The organism is Pseudomonas syringae KCTC 12500 (assembly GCF_000507185.2).
GTDB classification, from domain to species: domain Bacteria; phylum Pseudomonadota; class Gammaproteobacteria; order Pseudomonadales; family Pseudomonadaceae; genus Aquipseudomonas; species Aquipseudomonas syringae.
Genome location: NZ_AYTM02000002.1, coordinates 5,890,337 through 5,913,846, shown reverse-complemented (window position 1 = coordinate 5,913,846; position 23,510 = coordinate 5,890,337). Strand labels below are relative to the sequence as shown.

General features: G+C 59.0%; 18 protein-coding genes and 1 pseudogene. 7 read left to right on the top strand and 12 right to left on the bottom strand.

Annotated elements, in window-relative coordinates:
• Positions 1-32: 32 nt before the first annotated feature.
• Positions 33-977: a choline ABC transporter substrate-binding protein gene (locus tag V476_RS25895; RefSeq protein WP_024959955.1), complete on the bottom strand. Its 945-nt coding sequence runs from the start codon at positions 975-977 to the stop codon at positions 33-35.
• Between the two features lie 194 nt (positions 978-1,171).
• Here V476_RS25895 and V476_RS25890 point away from each other — a divergent pair, with 194 nt between their 5' ends.
• Entirely contained in the window at positions 1,172-2,116 is a 945-nt protein-coding gene (locus V476_RS25890; RefSeq protein WP_024650334.1) for a GlxA family transcriptional regulator, read from the top strand.
• 317 nt (positions 2,117-2,433) lie between these two features.
• Here V476_RS25890 and V476_RS25885 read toward each other — a convergent pair whose 3' ends face one another.
• From V476_RS25885 to V476_RS25875, 4 genes and pseudogenes are all read right to left on the bottom strand, one after another.
• On the bottom strand, positions 2,434-3,126 hold the full coding sequence (locus V476_RS25885; RefSeq protein WP_024960797.1) for a DUF4225 domain-containing protein: 693 nt from the start codon (positions 3,124-3,126) through the stop codon (positions 2,434-2,436).
• 96 nt (positions 3,127-3,222) lie between these two features.
• Entirely contained in the window at positions 3,223-3,717 is a 495-nt protein-coding gene (locus tag V476_RS25880; RefSeq protein WP_003393924.1) for an Hcp family type VI secretion system effector, read from the bottom strand.
• 106 nt (positions 3,718-3,823) lie between these two features.
• Positions 3,824-4,081 (bottom strand): annotated as a pseudogene (locus V476_RS27820) (AAA family ATPase); the annotation flags it as partial.
• A gap of 22 nt (positions 4,082-4,103) precedes the next feature.
• Complete coding sequence (locus tag V476_RS25875) at positions 4,104-5,018, bottom strand: LysR family transcriptional regulator (RefSeq protein ID WP_003347707.1); 915 nt, start codon at positions 5,016-5,018, stop codon at positions 4,104-4,106.
• A gap of 310 nt (positions 5,019-5,328) precedes the next feature.
• On the opposite strand from V476_RS25875, the gene V476_RS25870 reads away from it, so the two are divergent.
• From V476_RS25870 to pgm, 5 genes are all read left to right on the top strand, one after another.
• Entirely contained in the window at positions 5,329-6,351 is a 1,023-nt protein-coding gene (locus V476_RS25870; RefSeq protein WP_024960798.1) for a zinc-dependent alcohol dehydrogenase family protein, read from the top strand.
• A 589-nt stretch (positions 6,352-6,940) separates the two neighbouring features.
• The gene (locus V476_RS25865) at positions 6,941-8,443 is read left to right on the top strand and encodes a hypothetical protein (RefSeq protein ID WP_024960799.1); all 1,503 of its coding nucleotides are present in this window, start codon (positions 6,941-6,943) and stop codon (positions 8,441-8,443) included.
• 91 nt (positions 8,444-8,534) lie between these two features.
• Positions 8,535-9,941, top strand: coding sequence for an aminotransferase-like domain-containing protein (locus V476_RS25860; RefSeq protein ID WP_024960800.1), 1,407 nt, complete (start codon positions 8,535-8,537; stop codon positions 9,939-9,941).
• 105 nt (positions 9,942-10,046) lie between these two features.
• Entirely contained in the window at positions 10,047-12,374 is a 2,328-nt protein-coding gene (locus tag V476_RS25855; protein WP_024960801.1) for an ATP-dependent DNA helicase, read from the top strand.
• Positions 12,375-12,537: 163 nt separating this feature from the next.
• Positions 12,538-14,184 (top strand): phosphoglucomutase (alpha-D-glucose-1,6-bisphosphate-dependent), encoded by a 1,647-nt coding sequence (gene pgm / locus V476_RS25850; protein WP_024960802.1) that lies wholly within the window; start codon positions 12,538-12,540, stop codon positions 14,182-14,184.
• Positions 14,185-14,257: 73 nt separating this feature from the next.
• On the opposite strand, the gene V476_RS25845 is transcribed toward pgm, so the two are convergent.
• Positions 14,258-14,533: a peptidylprolyl isomerase gene (locus V476_RS25845; RefSeq protein WP_002553334.1), complete on the bottom strand. Its 276-nt coding sequence runs from the start codon at positions 14,531-14,533 to the stop codon at positions 14,258-14,260.
• Between the two features lie 123 nt (positions 14,534-14,656).
• Between V476_RS25845 and V476_RS25840 the strand changes: the two genes are divergently transcribed.
• On the top strand, positions 14,657-15,826 hold the full coding sequence (locus V476_RS25840) for a PilT/PilU family type 4a pilus ATPase (protein WP_010408289.1): 1,170 nt from the start codon (positions 14,657-14,659) through the stop codon (positions 15,824-15,826).
• Positions 15,827-15,876: 50 nt separating this feature from the next.
• Here the strand turns inward: V476_RS25840 and V476_RS25835 are convergent, their stop codons facing one another.
• From V476_RS25835 to V476_RS25810, 6 genes are all read right to left on the bottom strand, one after another.
• A complete protein-coding gene (locus tag V476_RS25835) occupies positions 15,877-17,454 on the bottom strand; it encodes an ABC transporter ATP-binding protein (RefSeq protein ID WP_003410863.1) in 1,578 nt (525 codons plus the stop codon).
• 1 nt (position 17,455) lies between these two features.
• A complete protein-coding gene (locus V476_RS25830) occupies positions 17,456-18,478 on the bottom strand; it encodes an ABC transporter permease (protein ID WP_003318547.1) in 1,023 nt (340 codons plus the stop codon).
• Positions 18,478-19,539 (bottom strand): microcin C ABC transporter permease YejB, encoded by a 1,062-nt coding sequence (locus V476_RS25825; RefSeq protein ID WP_024960803.1) that lies wholly within the window; start codon positions 19,537-19,539, stop codon positions 18,478-18,480. The genes V476_RS25830 and V476_RS25825 overlap by 1 nt, the downstream gene beginning before the upstream one ends.
• A complete protein-coding gene (locus V476_RS25820; protein WP_024960804.1) occupies positions 19,540-21,408 on the bottom strand; it encodes an extracellular solute-binding protein in 1,869 nt (622 codons plus the stop codon).
• A 234-nt stretch (positions 21,409-21,642) separates the two neighbouring features.
• A complete protein-coding gene (locus tag V476_RS25815; protein ID WP_002553340.1) occupies positions 21,643-21,924 on the bottom strand; it encodes a peptidylprolyl isomerase in 282 nt (93 codons plus the stop codon).
• 81 nt (positions 21,925-22,005) lie between these two features.
• Positions 22,006-23,088, bottom strand: a complete 1,083-nt coding sequence (locus V476_RS25810; RefSeq protein ID WP_003318550.1) for a 3-deoxy-7-phosphoheptulonate synthase — start codon at positions 23,086-23,088, stop codon at positions 22,006-22,008.
• Positions 23,089-23,510: the final 422 nt, after the last annotated feature.

Sequence of the window (23,510 nt, the reverse complement as noted above, 5' to 3'; positions counted from 1 at the left end):
GGAGGATCGCGAAACGGCCGTTCAAAATCAGGTTATTGGCTGCTCAATTGAAGGTTTGCCGCAGCCGGTTTGCCGTCGAAGGTGGTGACGCCTTTAAGCCAGCGCGCCTGGTCTTGAGGATGGTCTTTGAGCCATTGTCTAGCGGACTCGAGAGCATCCTTGTGATCCAGTAGCGGCTGCATCATCCGGCTCTCGTCGGCGGCGGTGAACGTCAGGTTAGTCAGCAATCTATGCACGTTGGGGCACTGTTCGGCATAAGTCGGCGAAGTGACCGTCCACACCGTAGCCATGCCCTCGTTCGGGCCCAGGGCGTCGTCGCTGCCATTGAGGTAAGTCATCGCCACGTTGACGTTCATCGGGTGCGGCGTCCAGCCGAAAAATACCACGGCTTCCTTGCGGCGTACGGCACGGTCCACGGCGGCGAGCATGCCGGCTTCGCTGGACTCCACCAACTGGAATTTGCCCAGGCCGAACTGGTTTTTGGCGATCATCGCCTTGATCTGGGTATTGGCGCCTGAACCAGGCTCAATGCCGTAGATTTTGCCGCCCAGTTCCTTCTCGAACCTGGCGATATCGGCAAAGGACTTCAGGCCCTTGTCCGCCAGGTAAGTCGGCACGGCGAGGGTGGCGCGAGCGTCTTCCAGGCTCGGTTTGTCGAGCACTTTGACCTTCCGGGCTTCGACAAACGGCGTGATGGTCTGGGTCATCAGCGGGTTCCAGTAGCCCAGAAAGAGATCCAGGCGCTGGTCGCGGATGCCGGCGAAAATGATCTGCTGGGAAGCGCTGGTCTGTTTGGTCTTGTAACCCAGGCCGTCGAGCAACACTTGGGTCATGGCGCTGGTTGCGATCACGTCGGTCCAGTTCACCACACCCATGCGCACGTTCTGGCATGAAGCGGCATCAGCCGCCATTACATTGCTGCTCAAGAGAGCGCTGGCGCTGAGTGCAAGCACGCTGCAACTAATCAGTCGGTTCATGGTGGGGCCCTCGGCAGATCGTTATTGTGGGGTGTCGGCGTCTTTGTGCACCGTGGAAACAAATTACCCTGCCTGAAGGGCGGCCAAGCGCACTGCAGCGACCCGCTTTTGCACTGCGGCGACCTGCCCCTTGAATGCGCCCATGAACGGGAGTATCAACGTGCCACGCTGCAGCGTCCGAGGAGAGCGTTACCATGGCCCAGGATTTCTATTTTTTGCTGATGCCGGGGTTCTCGGCCATCGGATTTATCTCCGCGCTGGAGCCCTTGCGGGTGGCCAATCGCTTTGGCGGCGACCTATACCGCTGGCACGTCCTGAGCGCCGACGGCGGCGCGGTACAGGCAAGCAATGGGATGTCGGTCAACGCCGACTCGGCGCTGGAGCCGCTGAAAAAGGGCACGACCCTGCTGGTGGTGGCCGGCTTTGAGCCGCTGCAGTTCGCCACCCCGGCCCTGCAGCACTGGCTGCGTCGCCTTGATCATGAAGGCGTGACCCTGGGCGCCATCGACACTGGCGCCTGCGTGCTCGCTGAAACCGGCTTGCTCGATGGCCATCGCCTGACCCTGCATTGGGAAGCCATCGAAGCGTTCAAGGAGTCCTATCCACAGCTCACCGTGACCCAGGAACTGTTCGAGATCGACCGCCGCCGCATCACATGCGCAGGGGGCACAGCGTCCATCGACCTGATGCTCGACCTGATCGCCCAGGCGCACGGCCCCGAGTTGGCGATTCAGGTGTCCGAACAATTCGTACTGGGCCGCATCCGCACGCGCAAGGACCACCAACGCATGCAGATCGCTACGCGCTATGGCATCGCCAACAAGAAGTTGGTGCACGTGATCGGAGAGATGGAACAGCAAACCGAACGCCCCCTCAGTACGCTGGCCCTTGCCGAAGCGATCAACGTCACCCGGCGCCAGCTGGAACGCTTGTTTCGCCTGCACCTGAACGACACGCCGAGCAACTTCTATCTGGGCCTGCGCCTGGAGAAAGCCCGGCAACTGCTGCGGCAAAGCGGTCTGAGTGTGCTGGAAGTAAGCATCGCCTGCGGGTTCGAATCGCCGTCGTATTTCACTCGCAGCTATCGAGCACGGTTTACGAAATGCCCGAGGGAGGATCGGCGGCGGGAGGGGGTTTGAGCTTTAGTATTGGACGTGGGCGGGCGTACGTAATCGGTATACTGATCGGCTCATTATTGAGTCTCTGATTAATTAAGAAAAACTGTATATTGCAGACTATATAAATCAAAGTCTCTTTATTTTTCCATGGAATAATTTAATGCAAAAAAAAGAAATTATAATAAAAAGTAGTGTTGCTACAAATCTAGCCGCAAAGACGCTAAGATCAAAAAAGTAACTAAGTAGAAGCAATATCCATACTGAATGAAAAGCCGCGCACGCAATCGCAAATAAATAAACTCTTGCGTTTGAAAAAAATCGTCCAGCTTTTTGTCGGTTCACTGTTTTTGCATTCCGTCTACGGTGATAGCGTCGGCGGCCCTATCTATGACCAATACAGGTATTGAGGTGTTTCTATATGCACGAACATAATCAGTTCTAATGTATCTATATAGGCGCCAAGAGTCTGGTTTTAGAACCAGCTTAGTGACACCATATACAGACATCGCAAGGTCGGCTGACCCGTAGGCCATATTTCCTTCTTGTGCTCCGTAACCAACTGCTTTCGCTGCTGCTTGGTACCCCTTTCTTACTGGGCCTTCTGTGTCACTGCGCCCCTCCCAAAGGTTGCGCCCGTTTTCATAAACGTTATTTGCACCATGAGCCATAATTGGTACACCGGCAACGAGGCACAGCGTACCTACAGAGCCATAGCAAATGCCCGCACCCGCTACAAATTGCATTGCTCCGGCGACTGCGCCAACGCCTTTTTTGGCAACCTCCCATGACTGAGTAAACAAGCTATTTTGTTCATCTTTTAGTTCTTTTAGGCCCTGCTCAGGACTTTTTTTACCTTCAGAGACATCATTGACAATACTTTTAGCGTAATAGGCGACTTCACGGTTGAACTGCAAGCGCAGTGTGCCGTTTTTAATATGCTTAATGCCTAATGTACAGGCTTGCTCCCCTAGCTTTTTAGCGGCGGCACTGACCATCAAATAGTTTGTGCTGTTTTCGTCTGTTGGTTTCATTCTTCACTCCCGCCAGGTGATGTATGTGCGGTTAGTCATACATCTACCCTTAAGATTATTTTTTCAATTTTATTTGTTGGTACTCAATCAATTCGCTTACGCAAATGGCTTATTCGCAGTCCTGTCCCAGCCACCAGAAACGATACCGGCACTACCACCATCGGCGCGACGTTGTTGTGAATATTCAAATTTAATGCGGCCGTAATTCAGGTTTACTACTTCTATGGGGAAACCTGACTGGTCGGCACCTTGACCGCTTACTAATGAGATCAGAACTTCTTCAAGTACGATGTCTAGATACTTGAACTTTTCAGTTCCCGCACGATGGATTCGAATGGTCACATTTTTGATATGCGAACCCCTACAGCAAAGCTCAAATAGCTTCGGGGTGGCTCTATCCACATATTTGCTGATCTGGAAATCGCCAAGGGAAACCCCTCCAGCAGTAGCTCCCCCATTCGAGCTGGCTGTCTGACTGATGGACTGCATGGCGTTGTAGTGGTAGGAAAGCAACTCGACCCAACCTTTGTGCCCATCGTCAAGAGACTCGCCCTCAACACCATCAACCTTCATAAACGCATCAAAAGACATAGAACTCCCTGTTCTTCAAAAACAAAAATGAAAAAATCAGTCGCATTTTAGTATTTCTGCAGAATTAGTACCATTGCAGAATGCGCAATCACCTTCCGTTGGCGTCTGACAGTTCTCGTAGGGCAACAGGCGAGTGGGTGGTCAGGAAAACCTGGAGGGTTTCCGGTGTGTCCTTGGTGCCCAAGGAGTCCATGAAACGAATCAAACGATGAGGTTCCAGGCCATGCTCCACCTCATCTACCAATGCTATGGAGGCTGCCTGTGCTACCTGGCGTTGAAGGCCCGCTACCAGCAAGCGAGACGATCCCGTGCCGAGTGATAGCAGAGGAATGCCCTAAGGATTGTGCAAGGCAATGGCGCCATCACTACAGCCTCCCCAACGCCCCCTAAAGACTATCCGGATCCCCGAAAAACATCTGAATCCGCGACCTCAACCAACGCTCCCCGGGGTCATTATCCTGCGCGCCGCGCCAGGCCATGTGCAGTTCGAACGTCCTGGTTTCAATCGGCAGGTCTTCGGAGCGAACGCCTCCTGCGGCGGTCAGGACCTGCGCCGCATAATCAGGCACGGTGGCGATGATGTCGGTGCCGGTCAGCAGTGTCGCCAGTCCATTGAACTGGGGCACGGCGAGGACGACGTGGCGTTTGCGGTCGAGTTTTTCCAGGTGTTCGTCGATGAAGCCGCTCAGGTCGCCGGCGAAGGAGACCAGTGCATGGGGGCGGGCGCAGAAGTCGTCGAGGCTCAACGGGCCGGGTATCGAGTCGGCGCGCAGCAGTTGCGGCTTGCTCCTGCGCAAGACTTTGCGCTTGGCGTTGGCGGGCAGGTCCTGGGTGTAGCTGACGCCGACGGAAATCTCCCCGGAGGCAAGCAGGGGCGGCATGAGGATGTAATTGACTCGCCTGACTACCAGCACAATGCCCGGCGCTTCGGAGCGCAGACGCTTGAGCAGGGTGGGCAACAGTGCGAACTCGACGTCATCGGACAGGCCGATGCGGAAGACCGAGGTGCTGGTCGCCGGGTCGAACTCCGAGGCGCGGCTGACCGCTGTCGAGATGGAGTCGAGTGCCGGGGAGAGCAGGGCGAAGATTTCCGTCGCCCGGGCGGTGGGCTCCATGCTGCGCCCGGTGCGCACGAACAGTGGATCATCGAACAGGCCGCGTAGCCGTGACAGCGCAGCGCTGATTGCCGGCTGACCGAGAAACAGCTTTTCCGCCGCACGCGTGACGCTGCGCTCATGCATCAGGGTCTCGAAAACGATGAGCAAATTGAGGTCGACGCGACGCAGGTCGTTGCGATTCATGCGGAATATCTCGGGCCATTTGTCGGTTGAGGACGTGAGCAGGGTGCGATAGTACGAGCAAATGCGGGTCGGGGGCAGCGAAAATTACTGTGGGGGTTACTGAATGTCCACACGGCTTGCAATGTTTCGTCGACATGCGAACAATGGCGGCCATTACGCGCATCGACGCCCAGACGCTGTCTGGCTGCGCCGTGCAGCGCACAGGACACAATCGATGACAGGCATGTCGACTATTAATAGCCACCGATGGTGTTGCCGGCAATGCCCGGATAAAGTTTGTGGCATCAAGGTTCACCAGGCGAGGTTCTAAATGTCCCGCACGATCCGTTTTCACCAGTTTGGCCCGGCCGAGGTGCTCAAAGTCGAAGAGCATCCTGTCGCGTCGCCTGTCACCGGCGAGGTACAGGTGCGTGTTCAGGCCATCGGTGTCAGCTGGTACGACGTTCTTTGGCGGCAAAATCTCGCGTCTACCCAAGCCCGGCTGCCTGCCGGTCTGGGTTATGAGATGGCTGGCGTGGTTACCGCGCTGGGCGACGGTGTTGATGATCTGCAAGTGGGCGACAAGGTCGCCAGTTTTCCTGCTGCCGACGCCAATCAGCACCCGGTTTACGGCGAATCCATCGTCATGCCGCGCCGTGCATTGACCCGCTATCCGGATGTACTGACGCCGGTCCAGGCCAGCGTGCATTACACGCCGTATCTGGTGGCTTACTTTGCATACGTTGATCTGGCGCGTATCAAGTCCGGTCAAACCGTACTGGTCACCGACGCCAGCCACTGCTCCGGCCCTGCATTCGTGCAGTTGGGCAAGGCGCTGGGTGCTCGGGTCATCGCCGCGACCAAGACCGAAGACGCCCGTGAGTATCTGCTGTCACTGGGGGCCGACAAGGTGGTCGTCACCGAAGAACAGGACTTGTTGATGGCGATCAACAAGCACACCGACAACCGTGGTGTCGATGCCGTCTTCGATGGCCTTGGTGGTCCGCAGATGTCGATCATGGGCGATGTGCTTGCGCCACGTGGCAGTCTGGTGCTGTATGGCCTGCAAGGTGGTAATCAGACGCCGTTTCCGGCCTGTGCCGCGTTCCAGAAGAACATCCAGTTCTACGTGCATTGCCTGGGCAATTTCACCGGCAAGCCCGAGCTGGGCATTACCCAGGATCAAGAAGCGCTGCAGCGTGCCTTGCAGGACATCAATCAGATGACTCGCGACAAGGTACTGGCGCCGTTGCAGACGCGCAGCTTTCCGTTCGAGCAAGTGGTGCAGGCGCACCGTTACATGGATGTCTGCCCGATTGGCGGGCGTGCGGTGCTGGAAGTCGAGGCGGTCTGATTCATCACCTCCTGTCAGCGCTCGTTATTGAAAAGCCTTCCGAACGGAAGGCTTTTTGCATTCCACATTGAAAAAGAACACCACGAATTAAACACTTCTGAATAATGCCCCTGTCAGTTTTTCTGGAAGTGGGGTAACCGTGAATGAATATTAAAAAGAGCATCGCAGCGGCAGGGCTGTCTCGACTGTTTATTTAAGTGTATTGGCGCTGACAGTCACGGCGACTTATAAGTGTCCTTTCCCACGGGCTAGAATGAAACAGTAACTGGATCGATGCCCCAAGGGCATCGGTAAAGCCTCAACAGCCTGCCTGAAGGGTTTGCAGGCTATGACTTTCAAGAGTTTCGCGTGTCTCATGAGTTCGATAGCACAATTAAACGGTTTGTTTAAGTTGTTGAAGGTGCTCTGCTGGCTGCACTGTTTTTGAAAGCAAACTGTCTATTGTAATTGTTTCAAAGATGCTGATAATGCGTCGGTAATTACCACTCAGGGAATGAGTCATGCGCGACTATAAGTTTGGTTGTCAGCTTGATGTTCAATGTTCTGTCTGCACCGTGTCATGCCTTGAGCGACAGGCAGGTGGCACACAATGAGTTCTATTCACGAACAGGCAATGAATTATGTCTACCAGCAAGTGCTGCAACGCTTGTTGGGGTACTTCTCGCGTGCAGAGCGCACCGCGCTGCAGTTGTTGATCCAGCGTCTGATTGTTGCGGCTGGCGGCATCGAGCGGATTGCCGGCTTCAAGGTGCTGGTGGCTTTCGGCGGTGGCAAGGACAGTGCCTACACGCTTGCCTTTTTGCGCGCTGCCCAGTTGAGTATTGCCTGCCGCTCGCCCGGTACGTTCAACCTGCGGGTTGCCAATCGGCGTCACGTGGGCATGACCCCTGCGGTGATGGATAACATCAACCGCACCTATTCAGCGTTGTTTCTGTACGACGACCCGCGTGTCGAGATGCTGGTGATCGACAATCAGTACACCCAGGCCTTCGAGCCGGACCTGCCTTTTTCCAGCGCGGGGCGTGAGCAGAATCGCCTGGACATGCTGCTGGGTGGCCACCTGTCCGCAGGCGACGCCCGCACCACGTTTTGCAACACCTGCTACCTCGGGCTGGCGGAGTTTCTGGGGCGCGCCCTGAGCTGGGGCAGCGGTGTCGATGCGGTGGTCAGTGGCGACTCGCGCAGAGAGCAGCGTCAGTACGCGACCTGGATCATGCGTCTGGCTCAGCGTACCGGGCAATACTCGGGCAGTTGGGGCAAGCAGACGCTGGCCAGCGTGCTCAAGGTCATCGATACGATTGGCCAGGCCTATTATCACGAGCTGTACGGCGAGGACGATGACGGCCCCCCGGCAAGCCGAGCCATGGTGCTGCCTGAAAAAAGCAGCACGCCGGCGTTCATCACTATTGCCGATCTGGTCAGTTGCAAGGCGGACGAGCACTGGAACCTGCTGACCGAATTCCTCGATTTCCGCTTCGATGATCTGTCGTTCAGCTTCAGTGAATCGGATTGCGCCAACCCTTTGTTGATGGCTCACATGCGCGGCCTGACGGCGCAGTACCTGCAAGCGCGTACTTATGCCGACGGGATCGCCGAATACCTTGAACTGGCGACGTCACTGATGCGCAGAAAGCAAATGCCGCCGCGATTGATCGACCAGACGCTCAGCGCTTATGCCGGTCGGGCGCGCATCGAGGCGCGCCGCGAGCTGGCATCGAGCTTCGCTCAGGAGGGCTTCGGCCTGAACGAGACTCAACTGGTGTGCATGCTGTTTTCGCCGTTCGTGGATCATGGCCATGGTCTGGAGTCGTTTCTGCGCAGTTGCCACCCGGGGATGCTGGTGGCGCTGCCGGATCTGCATAAGGCGCTGTCGGGTTCGACGGCGCCGGACCAGGTCATGCAGTGGCTGGTGGATATCAGCGGTTTGAGCCTCAAGTCATTGCACAACCTCTACGGCAAGCAGCGGGTGAACTTCGACGACCCGCAGTCAATCATCGCCAGAATCCGCGCTGCCGACCCCGACAAGCGCCGGATCATGACCGTCGACCCTGCGACGGGTCAGGCAGTGGCCGAGATGCTCTCGGGACGCTGATCCGGTTGCCAGGCATGGCTGCTGCCTGCAAACGGCGTCGGTCATGCAGCAATGTTCTGAAGCCTGTTCTGGTTGAGCGGCGGGTACCTGCATGAAAAACAACACGGATTTCGCCTATCAGGCGGTCTACCGCTACCTGGTGCGTCTGGTTGACCAGCAGCAGGGCGAGCCGGCGCTGAAAATGCCGTCATTGCGACAGCTGGCCCAGCGACTGAACGTATCGATATCGACGGTGCAAAGCGCCTATTCATTGCTGGAAAAGGAAGGGCGCGTCTATTCGCTGCCAAAATCGGGTTATTACTCGGTAGCGCGCAGCTTGAGTGCGCAGGGTCACGTATTGCCTGACTCAGACGGCGATCTTTTACAGGCCCTGTACGACAACGCCAGGCGTCCCGGCATGGCGTTGCTGGGTTGCGATGAGCCGGCGCTTTTGCACGCCCAGGACAGTCCGCTGCCGGCGATGGAACGCGAGCTGGGCAGGCATTACCCGCGTCAGCGGGACCCGGTTTTTCAGCCATTCGGCGAGCCGGAACTTCGCACGGCAATTGCCGCCCGTTACACCCGCGACGCAGCGCATTGCTGGCACGCTGACAATGTCTATGTCGCCGCTGACTTTCACGGCGCATTCAAGGCGGTGCTCGGCACACTGGGCCTGCGCGGCGGTACGGTACTGGTGGAATCGCCCTGTGCCTGGGGGTTGCTGCGCCTGCTGCAATCATTCGATATCCGGATTATCGAACTGCCGCTGGACGAGACCGGCTGCCTTGATGCGGCCCGGCTCGACGGCCTGCTGCGCGGCCATGACATAGGGCTTGTCGTGTTGCCCTCGTTGCTGAACCCGGTGCGAGGCAGCGTGCGTCCGCAGAACAACAGCCAGGCTGTCGCCGAAGTGCTCAATCGTCATCACGTCTGGGTGCTGGAAAACGACAGTCACGCCGGGTTGCAGTTTGTTGGCGGGCAAGTTCCGCTGCGCCACTGGATCGACCCGCAGCGGCTAGTGATCATCGGCGGATTCGAGAAGAGCATGGGGCCTGAAGCGCCCTATGCTTACCTGCTGTGCAAGAGCCTGGATACGCGATGGCAGCAGTATTTCTGCCTGCGAACATTCGAACTGCCGCCGCTTCGGCAAAGGGCCATCGCCAGGTTATGCAGCAGCGGGCGTCTGGACAGGCAACTGCTGGCGTTGCGAGAGACGCTGGGCACGCGCATGCAATCGATGCCCCGGCAACTGGATGAACACACCGGCGGGACGCTGCGTTATCAGTTGCCCGAGGGCGGCTGCGGCGTGTGGGCCGAGAGCGCATACCCGGTGGACATGCGCCAGGTCTTCATTGCGTTGCTGGCCCAGTCGATTGTCGTCAGCCCCGGTGAGCTGTTCACTGTGCAGAACCGCTACTCGCAACATCTGTGGGTCAGTTATGCCACTGACTGGACCCGTGAACCTGCCAGGCTGCTGAGCGCGCTGGGAGAGGCATTGAGCCAGGCTCGTCTGCCATAGACGTCGCCGTTGCAGGCCGTCGATCCATTTGTGTTTGCCAGACGTGGTTCAAGGTTGTTAACTGGACGCCTGTCCAGTATTCACAACCAACGGCTCCCCAGCGCAGTGACCCCGAACGCCCCAGTAAACCCTGATCCCGAGCCTGTCCTCGCCAGCGAGCTGCCTGCGCGTTATGTCGTGGCCGTGCGCGCGTTGTGTGAGTTTACTGCCAAGGTCGGCGACCTCGACCTGCGCTTTACGCCGTCACCCACGGCTCAGGAAGGCATTGCCGGGCATCGTACGGTCGCCACGCGGCGTGGTGCCGATTACCAGGCCGAGCTGTCGTTGAGTGGCGATTATCGCGAGCTGACGGTAAGGGGCAGGGCGGACGGCTATGACGCCAGTCGCAATCAACTGGAAGAGGTGAAGACCTATCGCGGTGAACTCGGCGCGATGCCGGCCAACCACCGTCAGTTGCACTGGGCGCAGGTGAAGGTCTACGGCTGGCTGCTTTGCCAGCGCCTGCAGCTTGAGAGCGTGACGCTGGCACTGGTGTATTTCAACATTGTCAGCGAGCAGGAAACCCTGATTCGCGAGCCGTTCAGTGCGGCCACGCTGCAAGCGTTCTTCGAACGACAGTGCACGATATTCCTCGGCTGGGCACAGCAGGAACTTGCGCATACGCAGGCGCTGCACGCGACGCTTGGCTGCCTGAAATTCCCCCACGCGTCCTTCCGTACCGGGCAGCGGGTGCTGGCCGAGTCGGTGTACAAGGCCGTCAGTACCGGCTGTTGCCTGATGGCTCAGGCGCCGACCGGTATCGGCAAGACGGTGGGCACGCTGTTTCCCTTGCTCAAGGCCGCGCCCGGCCAGAAGCTCGACAAGATTTTCTTTCTCACCGCCAAGACGCCGGGGCGTCGACTGGCACTGGATGCGCTGGAAGTCATCAATCACAGCGCGCCGGAGCTGAATCTGCGGGTCCTTGAGCTGGTGGCGCGCGACAAGGCCTGTGAGTATCCGGACAAAGCCTGTAACGGTGATTCCTGTCCGCTGGCCAGCGGCTTTTATGATCGTCTGCCAGCCGCTCGCTCGGCGGCGCTGACCTCGCCGTGGTTGAATCAGGCGGGCGTACGCGATGTCGCCTTGCAGCATCAGGTCTGCCCGTATTATCTGAGCCAGGAACTGGCGCGTTGGGCTGACGTGGTCATCGCAGACTACAACTATTACTTCGACCTGAGCGCGTTGCTGTTCGGCCTCGGTCAGCTCCATCAGTGGCGCGTTGCGGTGCTGGTCGATGAAGCCCACAACATGGTCGAGCGGGCACGCCAGATGTACAGCGCCAGCCTTGATCAGAGCCAGCTGAAAGCCTTGATTCAGACAGCGCCCGAACCTGTGAAAAAAGCCTTGCAGCGTCTGGATCGCCAATGGAATGCGCTGCACAAGGTACAGCCCGGCGCCTATCAGGCGTACTCGGCGGCACCGGAAAAATTCATCGGCAGCCTCAACCAGTGCATCTCGACCATCGGTGATCATTTCAACGAGCACCCGCAGGCCGTGGATGGCACGTTACAGGGGTTCTACCTGGAAGCCATCGGCTTTGCGCGCATTGCCGAGCTGTTCGATGAGCATTTCATTTTCGACATCACTCGGCGCGAGGCGGGCGGCAAGCGCATTATGTCGCGCCTCAGCCTGCGCAACGTCGTTCCTGCGCGTTTCATCCGCCCGCGCCTGACCGCTGCGCGCAGCACGGTACTGTTTTCCGCAACGCTCAACCCACGCCACTATTACGCGGACCTGCTGGGGTTGCCGGTCAACACGGCATGGATCGACGTGGAGTCGCCGTTTCATCACGATCAGCTCGACGTGCGTATCGTCAGTCGTATTTCCACGCGCTTTACCCATCGTCAGGCTTCGCTGGCGCCGATTGTCGAACTGATGGCCGAGCAGTTCGACACGCGGCCGGGCAATTACCTGGCGTTCTTCAGCAGTTTCGATTACCTGCAGCAGGTCGCCGAGCTGATGGCGCGCACTCACCCGCACATCAGCCTTTGGCAGCAGGCACGGGGGATGGCCGAGAGTGAGCGCCACGCATTTCTCGACAGGTTCACCCTGAGCAGTCAGGGCATCGGTTTTGCCGTGCTGGGCGGCGCGTTCGGTGAAGGCATCGACTTGCCGGGCGCACGCCTGATCGGCGCGTTCATCGCCACCCTGGGCCTGCCTCAGCTCAATCCGGTCAACGAACAGTTCAAGCAGCGCATGGCCGCGCTGTTCGGTGCCGGTTACGACTACACCTACCTTTACCCTGGCGTGCAGAAGGTGATACAGGCAGCCGGACGGGTTATTCGCAGCCAAAGTGACAGCGGGGTGGTGATGCTCATCGATGACCGTTTTGCCGAGCACAAGGTGAAGCAGTTGTTTCCAGCGTGGTGGCGGCCCGAAACGTCAATGGCCTGAACTCGGTTGCCGTTTTGGCGATTGAGCTGAAACAGAGGCAGATGCCGGGGATCAATACTCAAGCAGCGCTGTCGAACTGCCAGTAAACTGCGGCATCGATCATCTTGGCAGCTGCAGCAAGTCTTTATTTTTTCTCCGTATTTCATTTCTTCGTGGAGGTTGTATGAGTCTCAGTCCTTTCGCCGGCAAGCTGGCACCTGCGCAGTTACTGGTTGATATTCCGAGACTGGTCACGGCTTACTACACCGGCCAGCCCGATGCATCGGTGCCCACTCAACGTGTTGCGTTCGGCACTTCCGGGCACCGTGGCACATCGTTTGACCTGGGTTTCAACGAATGGCATGTGCTGGCTATCAGTCAGGCGATCTGTCTGTACCGCAAGGCCAACGGCATCGACGGTCCCTTGTTTCTGGGTGCCGATACCCACGCGCTGTCCACCCCGGCCGCAGCCACCGCGCTTGAAGTGCTGGCCGCCAATGGCGTGCAGGTGATGATTTCGCAAGGTGACGAATACACCCCGACGCCTGCGGTATCCCACGCGATCATCTGCTACAACCGCGGCCGTACTTCAGGGCTGGCGGACGGCATCGTCATTACGCCGTCGCACAACCCGCCGCAAAGCGGTGGCTTCAAGTACAACCCGCCCAATGGCGGCCCGGCCGACAGTGATGTCACCAAGTGGATCGAGAACAAGGCCAACGAACTGCTGGCCGAGAAAGTCACTGGCGTTTCACGCATCAGCCATGAAAAAGCGCTGCGTGCCGATACCACGCACCGCCATGATTACATCAACACCTACGTGGCCGACCTGAAAAACGTGATCGACATGGACGCCATTCGCAACTCGGGCCTGCGTCTTGGTGTAGACCCGCTGGGTGGCGCCGGAGTGAATTACTGGTCGGCGATTGGCGAGCATTACGGCCTGAATCTGGATGTGGTCAATAAATTTGTCGACCCTACGTTCCGCTTCATGACCGTCGACTGGGATGGCCAGATTCGCATGGACCCGTCCTCCAGCCACGCCATGCAAAGCCTGATCGGCCTCAAGGACCGCTATCAGGTTGCATTTGCCTGTGATCCGGATCACGACCGTCATGGCATCGTGACCCCGTCTGGCGGACTGATGACGCCCAACAGCTACCTCGCCGTGTCTATCGACTATCTGTTTCAGAATCGTCCTGAGTGGCGTGCCGATGCAGCGGTCGGCAAGACCGTGGTCAGCAGCGGCATGATTGATCGTGTGGCCAAGCGCCTGGGCCGCCGCCTTTATGAAGTGCCGGTCGGCTTCAAGTATTTCGCGCAAGGCCTGTTCGAGGGTTCACTGGGTTTCGGCGGTGAAGAAAGCGCTGGCGCCTCGTTCCTGCGCCGCGACGGTACGGTCTGGACCACCGACAAGGACGGTCTGATTCCGGCCTTGCTGGCTGCGGAAATGACCGCACGTACCGGTCGCGATCCAAGCCAGATCTACAAGACCATGACCGAACAGCTGGGCGAGCCGTTCTCGACCCGCGTCGATGCCAAGGCCAACCCGCAACAGAAGGCACTGCTGAGCAAGCTGTCGCCGGAGCAGGTGACTTCCACTGAGCTGGCGGGTGAGCCTATTCAGCAGGTGCTGAGCAACGCGCCGGGCAACGATCAGGCGTTCGGTGGTGTGAAGGTCATGACCGAAAATGGCTGGTTTGCGGCGCGCCCTTCAGGCACCGAGGACATCTACAAGATCTACGCCGAGAGCTTTGTCAGCGAAGATCACCTCAAGCGTCTGGTGGCAGAAGCTCAAGTGCTGGTAGACGGCGCCATTTCGCCGAACTGATGACCGCGCTGGTCAATGCCCGAAAAACCTCGAACCGCTTCGGTTCGGGGTTTTTCAGCTTTTGAACTGTGCTTCAGTCGCGATAGAACACCTGCACCAAGTGATAGCCGAATTTGCTTTTGATTGGCCCATGCACGACGCGCAACGGCTTTTTGAAGATCACCTGATCGATGGCACCGACCATTTGCCCAGGCCTGACTTCGCCCAGATCGCCGCCACGTTTGCCGGACGGGCAGCTAGAATGCTTTTTAGCCAGCACGTCAAATGCCTCACCCTTGGCAATGCGCAGCTTAAGCTGTTCGGCCTCTTCGGCGGTCTTCACCAGAATATGGCGGGCTTGGGCTTTCATGGCGCAATATCACCTGCTGCAAAAGGCTGCCATTATGCCTGCTCTTGCTGAGCGACGCCCGCACGTCACGCGTGCCGTCCTGACGGCCGTGGTCTTTTTACTTCATTTTGTACGGTATTGATTATGGATTTCCCGGCGCTGTTGAAGATTCTGGCCAGTCAGGACGGATCTGACCTGTACCTCTCCACCGGAGCACCACCGTGCGCCAAGTTCAACGGTGTGCTCAAGCCACTGGGCAGCGAAACCTTCAAGCCGGGGGAGGTCGCAGTCATTGCCCAGGGGCTTATGGACGAGGAGCAGAAGCTCGAGTTTCAACGCGAACTGGAGATGAACCTCGCCGTTTCTATGGCGGGTATCGGCCGGTTCCGGATCAATATCTTCATGCAGCGCAACGAGGTGTCCATCGTCGCGCGGAATATCAAGCTGGACATCCCGCGTTTCGAAGACCTGTTCCTGCCGCCCGTGCTGCTCGACGTGATCATGGAGAAGCGCGGTCTGGTGTTGTTTGTCGGGGCCACCGGTTCCGGGAAGTCGACCTCTTTGGCGGCGCTGATCGACTACCGTAACCGCAACGCCAGTGGCCATATCATCACCATTGAAGACCCGGTCGAGTTCATCCATCGCCACAAGAAGTCGATCGTCAACCAGCGCGAAGTCGGGGTCGATACCCGCAGCTTCCATGCGGCACTGAAGAACACCCTGCGCCAGGCGCCGGATGTGATTCTGATCGGCGAGATTCGTGATCGCGAGACCATGGAGCATGCCCTGGCGTTTGCCGACACCGGCCACCTGGCGATCTCGACACTGCACGCCAACAACGCCAACCAGGCGCTGGACCGGATCATCAATTTCTTCCCGGAAGAGCGTCGCGCGCAGTTGCTGCATGACCTGGGCAACAACCTCAAGGCATTCGTCTCCCAGCGACTGGTCAGAACCCCGGATGGCAAGCGCCGCGCGGCGGTGGAAGTGATGATGGGCACGCCGACCATTCGCGACCTGATTCAGCGCAATGAACTGACCGAACTCAAGGGCATCATGGAGAAGTCCGGCAGTCTCGGTATGCAGACGTTCGACACGGCGCTATTCAATCTGGCCGTTGAAGGTGCAATCAGCGAAGAAGAAGCCCTCAAGAACGCCGACTCGCAAAACAACGTGCGCCTGCGCCTCAAACTGCACAGTGAAGGCGGCGCCGGGACCCTGACCACACCGCCGCCGGCCCCGACCGGCAGCAGTACGGCAAGCACCGCCGAGTGGGGGCTGGTCGATGATGACGCGCCGGGTCCGCAGGCGTAAATCGGAGACGCTCCTACGCCTTCCGGGCAGAAGCTTCGCTGTGGGCCAGATCATTCAGGATGCGCGGCCGCCAGCAATTCCTGCGTGTAGGGATGTTGCGGCGCCTCGAAGACATCATGACTGGCGCCACGCTCGACGACTTTGCCGTCCTTGACCACGATCACGTCGTGGGCGAGGGCTTTGACCACTGCCAGGTCATGGCTGATGAACAGATACGTCAGGCCATGCTTTTCCTGAAGTTCGCGCAACAGCGCCACAACCTGTTTCTGCACGGTGCGGTCCAGCGCTGATGTCGGCTCATCGAGCAGAATCAGTGCGGGTTTCAGCACCAGCGCCCGGGCAATGGCGATGCGCTGACGCTGGCCACCGGAAAACTCATGGGGATAGCGGTGCCGGCTCTGCGGGTCGATGCCGACTTCTTCCAGCGCCCGAATGACCTCTGCATCGCATTTCGCCGGGTTGTACTGGCTGTGCACCTCCAGTCCTTCACTGATGATCTGCGCCACTGACATGCGCGGGCTGAGGCTGCCGTAAGGGTCCTGAAAGACCACTTGCATCTCTTTACGCCACGGGCGCATCTGTTTCTGACTGAGGCCGTCCAGCGCCTGTCCGCGAAAGCGGATGCTGCCGCGTGACTCCAGCAGACGCAGGATCGCCTGGCCCAGTGTCGACTTGCCGGAACCCGACTCACCAACGATACCGAGGGTTTTGCCGCGCTCGATGCTCAGGCTGATGTCATCCACCGCCTTGAGGTATTCCTTGTGCCGCCGCAGGATGCCGCCGGTCAGGGAAAACCAGACCTTCAGGTTGTCGACTTGCAGCACCGTTTCCCGGGTGTCGCGTGGCAGCGGCTCGCCGGCAGGTTCGGCGTCCAGCAGCAGGCGGCTGTAGGGATGCTGAGGTGATTTGAACAGCGACTTGCAATCGGACTGCTCGACGATTTCGCCGGCGCGCATTACGCAGACGCGCTGAGCGACGCTGTGCACCAGGTTCAAGTCATGGCTGATCAACAGCAGCGACATGTTCAGGCGCTGCTGCAGCTCCTTGAGCAGCAGGAGGATTTTGCGTTGCACCGTGACGTCCAGCGCAGTGGTCGGCTCGTCCGCAATCAGCAGCTCCGGCTCGCAGGCCAGTGCCATGGCAATCATCACCCTCTGGCGCTGGCCCCCGGACAGCTCGTGCGGATAGGCTTTCAGGCGTTTTTCCGGCTGTTGAATGCCTACCAGCTCCAGCAGCTCGACAATGCGTTTTTGCGCTTCACGACCACTGATGCCGCGATGCAGCAACAATGTCTCGCCGATTTGCCTGGCTACGCTGTGTAGCGGGTTCAGCGAGGTCATCGGCTCCTGGAAAATCATCGCAATCCGGTTGCCACGCAGCTCGCGAAGGGTGCGGTCGTCGGCCCCCACCAGTTGTTGACCCCGGTAGGTGATGCTGCCTGTGGTCAGGGTGCCGCTGCGTGGCAGCAATTGCAGGATTGAATGGGCGGTGACGGACTTGCCGGAACCGGATTCGCCGACCAGTGCCAGACACTCGCCGCGGCGCACGTCCAGGCTCAGGTTGCTGACCACTTTCTGCCCGTTGAAGGCGACACTCAGGTCGCGGATTTCGATCAGGTTTTCCGACATGTCAGGACCTCGGGTCGAAGGCATCACGCAGCGCCTCGCCTATGAATACCAGTAGCGTCAGGATCAACGCGAGGGCAAAGAACGCCGTCAGCCCCAGCCAGGGCGCTTGCAGGTTCTGCTTGCCCTGGGCGATCAGTTCGCCCAGCGACGCGCTGCCGGCAGGCATGCCGAAGCCCAGAAAATCCAGTGCAGTGAGGGTCGAGATGGCACCGGTAAGAATGAACGGCAGATAGCTCAACGTCGCATTCATCGCGTTGGGCAGGATGTGGCGCAGGATCACTTTTCGATCCCCCAGACCGAGCGCGCGAGCGGCCTTGACGTACTCAAGGTTGCGGCCGCGCAGAAACTCGGCGCGTACGACATCGACCAAGGTCAGCCAGGAGAACAGCGCCATAATGCCCAGCAGCCACCAGAAGTCGGGTTCGACGAAGCCTGACAGGATGATCAGCAGGTACAGCACCGGCAGGCCCGACCAGACCTCCAGCAGACGCTGGCCGAACAGGTCGACCCAGCCGCCGTAATAGCCCTGCAACGCCCCGGCGCTGATGCCGATCAACGCGCTGATAAAGGTCAGTGCCAGCGCAAACAGGATCGACACCCGGGCGCCGAAGATGACCCGCGCCATGACGTCGCGCGCCTGGTCGTCGGTGCCGAGCCAGTTTTCTGCAGAGGGCGGGCTGGGGGCCGGGGTGGTCAGATCATAGTTGGGCGTGTCGTCACTGAACGGGATGGGCGGGAACAGCATCCAGCCGTCCCCTTTGCTGATCAGCGTGCGCACGTAGTCGCTGCGGTAATCGGGCTGGAAGGGCAGCTCGCCGCCGAATTGCTGCTCGGTGTAACGCTTGAACACCGGGAAATAGAGTGAGTGCTGATAGCTGACCAACAGTGGTTTGTCATTGGCGATCAGTTCGCCACCCAGGGTCAGGGCAAACAGTCCGCAGAATAGCCACAGCGACCACCAGCCGCGGCGATTGCTGCGAAAGCGCTCCAGGCGACGGCGGGCCAGCGGCGAAAGGCTGCGCATCATGCATTCCTCGCGCTGAAGTCGATTCTGGGGTCGACCAGCGTGTAGCAGATATCGCCGATCAGCTTTATCAGCAGGCCGAACACGGTGAAGATGAACAGCGAACCGAACACCACCGGATAGTCTCGCGACACGGCTGCTTCATAGCTCATGCGGCCCAGGCCATCCAGCGAGAAGATCACCTCGATCAGCAGCGAACCGGCAAAGAACACGCTGATGAAGGCCTGCGGGATGCCTGACACCACCAGCAACATGGCGTTGCGAAACACATGGCCATACAGCACCCGTCGCTCGCTCATGCCCTTGGCGCGGGCCGTGGTCACGTATTGGCGGGTGATTTCGTTGAGAAAGGAATGTTTGGTCAGCAGGGTCAGCGTGGCAAAGCCGCCAATGACCAGCGCCGAGACCGGCAGCGCCAGGTGCCAGAAATAGTCAGCGATCTTGCCGACCGTGGTCAGTTGCTCGAAATTGTCCGAGACCAGTCCGCGTACCGGAAACCAGTTCAGCGACGTGCCGCCACAGAACACCACCACCAGCAGCATGGCGAACAGAAAGGCTGGCATAGCGTAACCGATGATGATGGCGGTGCTGCTCCAGATATCGAACTGGCTGCCGTGTTTGACCGCTTTGCGAATCCCCAGCGGGATCGACACCAGGTACGTCAGCAATGTCGCCCAGAGCCCCAGCGATATCGACACCGGCATTTTCTGCAGAATGAGGTCGGTCACCGTTGCGCCGCGAAAGAAGCTGCTGCCGAAATCCAGTCGTGCGTAATTCTTCAGCATCAGCCAGAGACGTTCGTGCATTGGTTTGTCGAAACCGTATTGGCGTTCGATCTGCTTGATCAGTGCCGGGTCCAGCCCCCGCGACGCCTTGGAGTGGCCCCCTGCGGACTCGCTGGCACCGGCGCCCACGGTCGCACCGCCGATCCCTTGCAGGCGAGCAATGGCCTGCTCCACAGGCCCACCCGGAGCGGCCTGCACGATGAAAAAGTTGACCAGCAGAATGCATAGCAGGGTAGGGATGATCAGCAGCAGGCGACGCAGAATATAACCCAGCATTCACTGCATCTCCGAAACGGTGGCTGATGCGCCGCGTTTTTCAGCGAATTGCTCATTGGTCAGCGGTGTAGGGCTGATTTCCCACCATGTTTCGATGGCCTCATTGTTGCTGGCCTGAATTTTCGGGATGCCGAAACGGTTCCACCAGACGGTTGAAGAGCCTGGCGGATAATAGTTGGGAATCCAGTAGTAGTTCCACTGCAGTACCCGGTCCAGGCAATGGGCGTAGTCGGTCATGGTCTGCTTGCTGTCGGCCTTGAGCAGGCCGGCAATCAGCGCATCGACGGCGGGGTCTTGCAGCACCATGTAATTACTCGAGCCAGGGTCCATCGCCACTTTGGAGCCGAAACTGCTGTACAGCTCGGCACCGGGCGATGTCGAGACCGGGTAGCCGGTGACAATCATGTCGTAATCGCGGGCCATGACGCGGTTAAGGTATTGCGCGGCATCGATGCGGCGAATGTCGAAGTGGATACCGATCTGCGCCAGGGTGCGTTTGTAGGGCAGCAGCATTCGCTCGAAGCCTGTCTGTGCATTGAGAAAGGTGAAGCTGAAGGGTTCGCCCTGGGCATTCACCAGCTCATCGCCCTTTGGCGTCCAGCCTGCTTCCTTCATGAGGGCCAGCGCTTGCAGCTGCTTGTCGCGAATAAAGCCTGTGCCATCGGTTTTGGGCGTCTCGAACACGCTGTCGAACACCTGATCGGGGACTTTGCCGCGCAATGGTTCGAGGATTTTAAGCTCAGCCGGCGTGGGCAGTTCGCTGGCGGCCAACTCCGAGTTGGAGAAGAAGCTGTTCTGGCGGATGTACATGTTGCGCATCATCTGCCGGTTGGTCCATTCGAAGTCCCAGAGCAGCGACAGCGCCTGGCGCACGCGGCGGTCCTGGAACATGGGGCGGCTCAGGTTGAAGACGAAACCCTGCGAGCTTTGCACCGCGCCTCTGGCCAACTGGGCTTTCTGCAGGCGTCCGTCGCTGAGCGCCGGGCCGTCATAGCGAATTGAATAGCCGGTGGCCGAAAACTCGCGGTTGTAATCGTAGGCGCCGCCTTTGAGTACCGTACGTGCAACATCGGTGTCGCCGAAGTATTCGATGCTGAACCTGTCGAAGTTATACAGGCCTTTGCTGACCGGCAGGTCCTTGCCCCACCAGTCCGGATCGCGCTCGAAGGTGACGGTGCGGCCCGGGTCCACATGGCTGATCCTATAGGGCCCGCTGCCCGGCGGAATTTCAAAGCCGGCACCGCTGGCGAAGTCACGGGTTTTCCACCAGTGCTCGGGGAATACCGGAAGCGAAGCCAGATCGAGGGGCAGGGTGCGGTTATCGCTGTTCTTGAAGTCGAAGCGGATTTGCGAAGGCGATTCGACCTCCACGCCCTTGACCGCTTCAAACTGGGTGCGGTATTGCAGGTTGCCCTGCGTCATCAGCAGCTCGTAGGTGTACTTCACATCACTGGTGGTAATCGGCGTGCCGTCCGCGAAACGTGCCTTGGGGTTCAGGTAAAAGCGCAGGGAGAGGCCATCCACGCCACGCTCCATTTTCTCGGCGACAAGCCCGTAGACGGTGTAGGGCTCATCCATCGAGCGCGTGGCCAGTGGGGAGTAGAGCATGCCATTGATCTGCGAAACGCCCATGCCCTTGTCGGTGAACGGCATCAGGTGATCGAACTGGCCGATTTCAATGGCCGAGCGCCGCATGCTGCCACCTTTGGGGGCGTCCGGGTTCACGTAATCGAAGTGCTTGAAGTCGGCGGGATAGCGTGGCGCTTCGCCGTAAACGGTCAGAGCGTGTTGCGGGGCTGCGGACAGCGATTGGGCAGCGCCAACGAAGGTCAGCGTCAAGGCGAGCAACGATGAAAAAACAAAACGCATGACTCGAATCCTGACTGACGTTCGCAAGCGAATGTCAGGGTTAAAGGCGACTGGCTGTACAGCGGTGACAACAATCATGGCAGAGCTCATGCCTCTGCATCGCGCTATCTTCTACAGACAAATGGGCGCTTCGCCAAGCCACTGCGCGCATGCCGGGTCACTGTGTCGTTGAAACGGCCACATACAAAAACGGCCCATCCGAAGATGAGCCGTCTGGCACCCGGTGCGACAGGATCAGTCCTGACGGCTGGTCACTTCCAGCAGGTGATAGCCGAACTGAGTCTTTACCGGACCCTGAACGGTGTTCACCGGAGCACTGAATACGACAGTGTCGAATTCCTTGACCATCTGGCCTGGACCGAACGAACCCAGGTCACCGCCTTGACGGCTCGACGGGCAGCTGGAATTGGCCTTGGCGATTTCAGCGAAATCAGCGCCGCCTTCGATCTGCGCCTTGAGTTCGTTGCATTTTTCTTCGCTCGAAACAAGGATGTGGCGGGCAGTGGCTTTAGCCATGGGGAATAATCTCCTGTGAAAAAAAAGAAACAGCCTACCGGATTCAGTGCGGTATTTCCCGACAAAGTTCCTTCGCTCTGTTTATCTGTAACGCAGACGGTCAACCGCACGACGCAGCAGGCGTTCGGTACCTTCCCAGCCAAGGCAGCCATCGGTGACCGAAACGCCGTACTGCAGCGTTCCGCCCAATGCCTGGCAGCCGTCGAACAGGTGGCTTTCGATCATCATGCCGATGAGCGAGGTGTTGCCTGACAAGCGCTGTTCCAGAACGTCCTCGAACACACCAGGCTGACGCAGCGGGTCCTTGCCACTGTTGGCGTGGCTGCAATCGACCATGATTCGCGACGCGACATTATTCTTGCTCAGGCTCGCCTGCACGTTGGCCACACTTTGGTGATCGTAATTGGGGCCGCCGTGACCGCCGCGCAGCACGATGTGCGTATCCGGATTGCCTTGTGTCTCGATAATCGCCGGGTGGCCATGACGGTCCATACCAAAGTGGCGATGCGGATGCGCGGCCGAACGCATCGCGTCGCTGGCCACCGTCACGCCGCCGTCAGTACCGTTCTTGAACCCGACAGCCATGGGCAGGCCGCTGGCCATTTCCCTATGGATCTGCGATTCGGTGGTCCGAGCGCCAATCGCGACCCAACTGAGCAGATCGTCGAAGTAGCCCGCCGCCATGGGTTGCAGTATCTCGGTGGCGATCGGCAGGCCCAGCCCCAGCATCTCCAGCATCAATTGCCGCGACAGCGTCAGGCCCTCGGCCATGTCGTCACTGCCGTCAAGGCGCGGATCGTAAGCCAGGCCTTTCCAGCCCACAGTCGTGCGCGGTTTTTCGACGTAAGCGCGCATTACCAGCAGCATCTGATCACTGACTTGCGCGGCAAGGTCGGCCAGTCGCTCAGCGTATTCAAGGGCGGATCGAGGGTCGTGGATCGAGCAGGGGCCTACGATGACCAGCAGTCGCGAGTCTTGGCCTTCAAGGATGGCGCGTACGGCGCGGCGATGGGCGGCAACCTGTTCGGTGAGCGCTGCGCCGAGGGGCAGACGCATCTTCAATTCCAGAGTACCTGGCAGGCGTTTCGAGGCGGGGCTGTTGTCCGCCAGATTGACGGCGTGGCTGGACAGGTCGGACGGGGTTACGGCAACGGACGAGTTCATGTTCTGGCTTCCTGGGCTGGCGGGACGCTCCCGCGCAGACCTACTGGGGTGTTCGACAAAGGGCTTCTAGAACCGGGGGTATGTGCTTGCCACCTGGCAGAGACCGAACGGAGGCGGCAGGCTGTCCCGAACGGAGGTGGCTAAATCGCCAGGCAAAATCGATGTCGTTGCGGTAATAAGTGGCGTAGTTCATGTCGTGATCCTCGATGCGATGCAGGTTGATTGTTTACGGCTGTTCTTGAACAGACCGTTGAAATACGTAGTCCTGAAAAAACAAAACCCCCGGTCGGGAAGCCGACCGGGGGTTAGAGAATTCTCTGGTTGGCGTCCCCTTAGTGTGGGCGCCGGATGGGTATCAGGCGCGCCAGTGGCTAAACCAATACCCATAATAAGAATCAACGGATGCGCTCACCGAGGCCGCT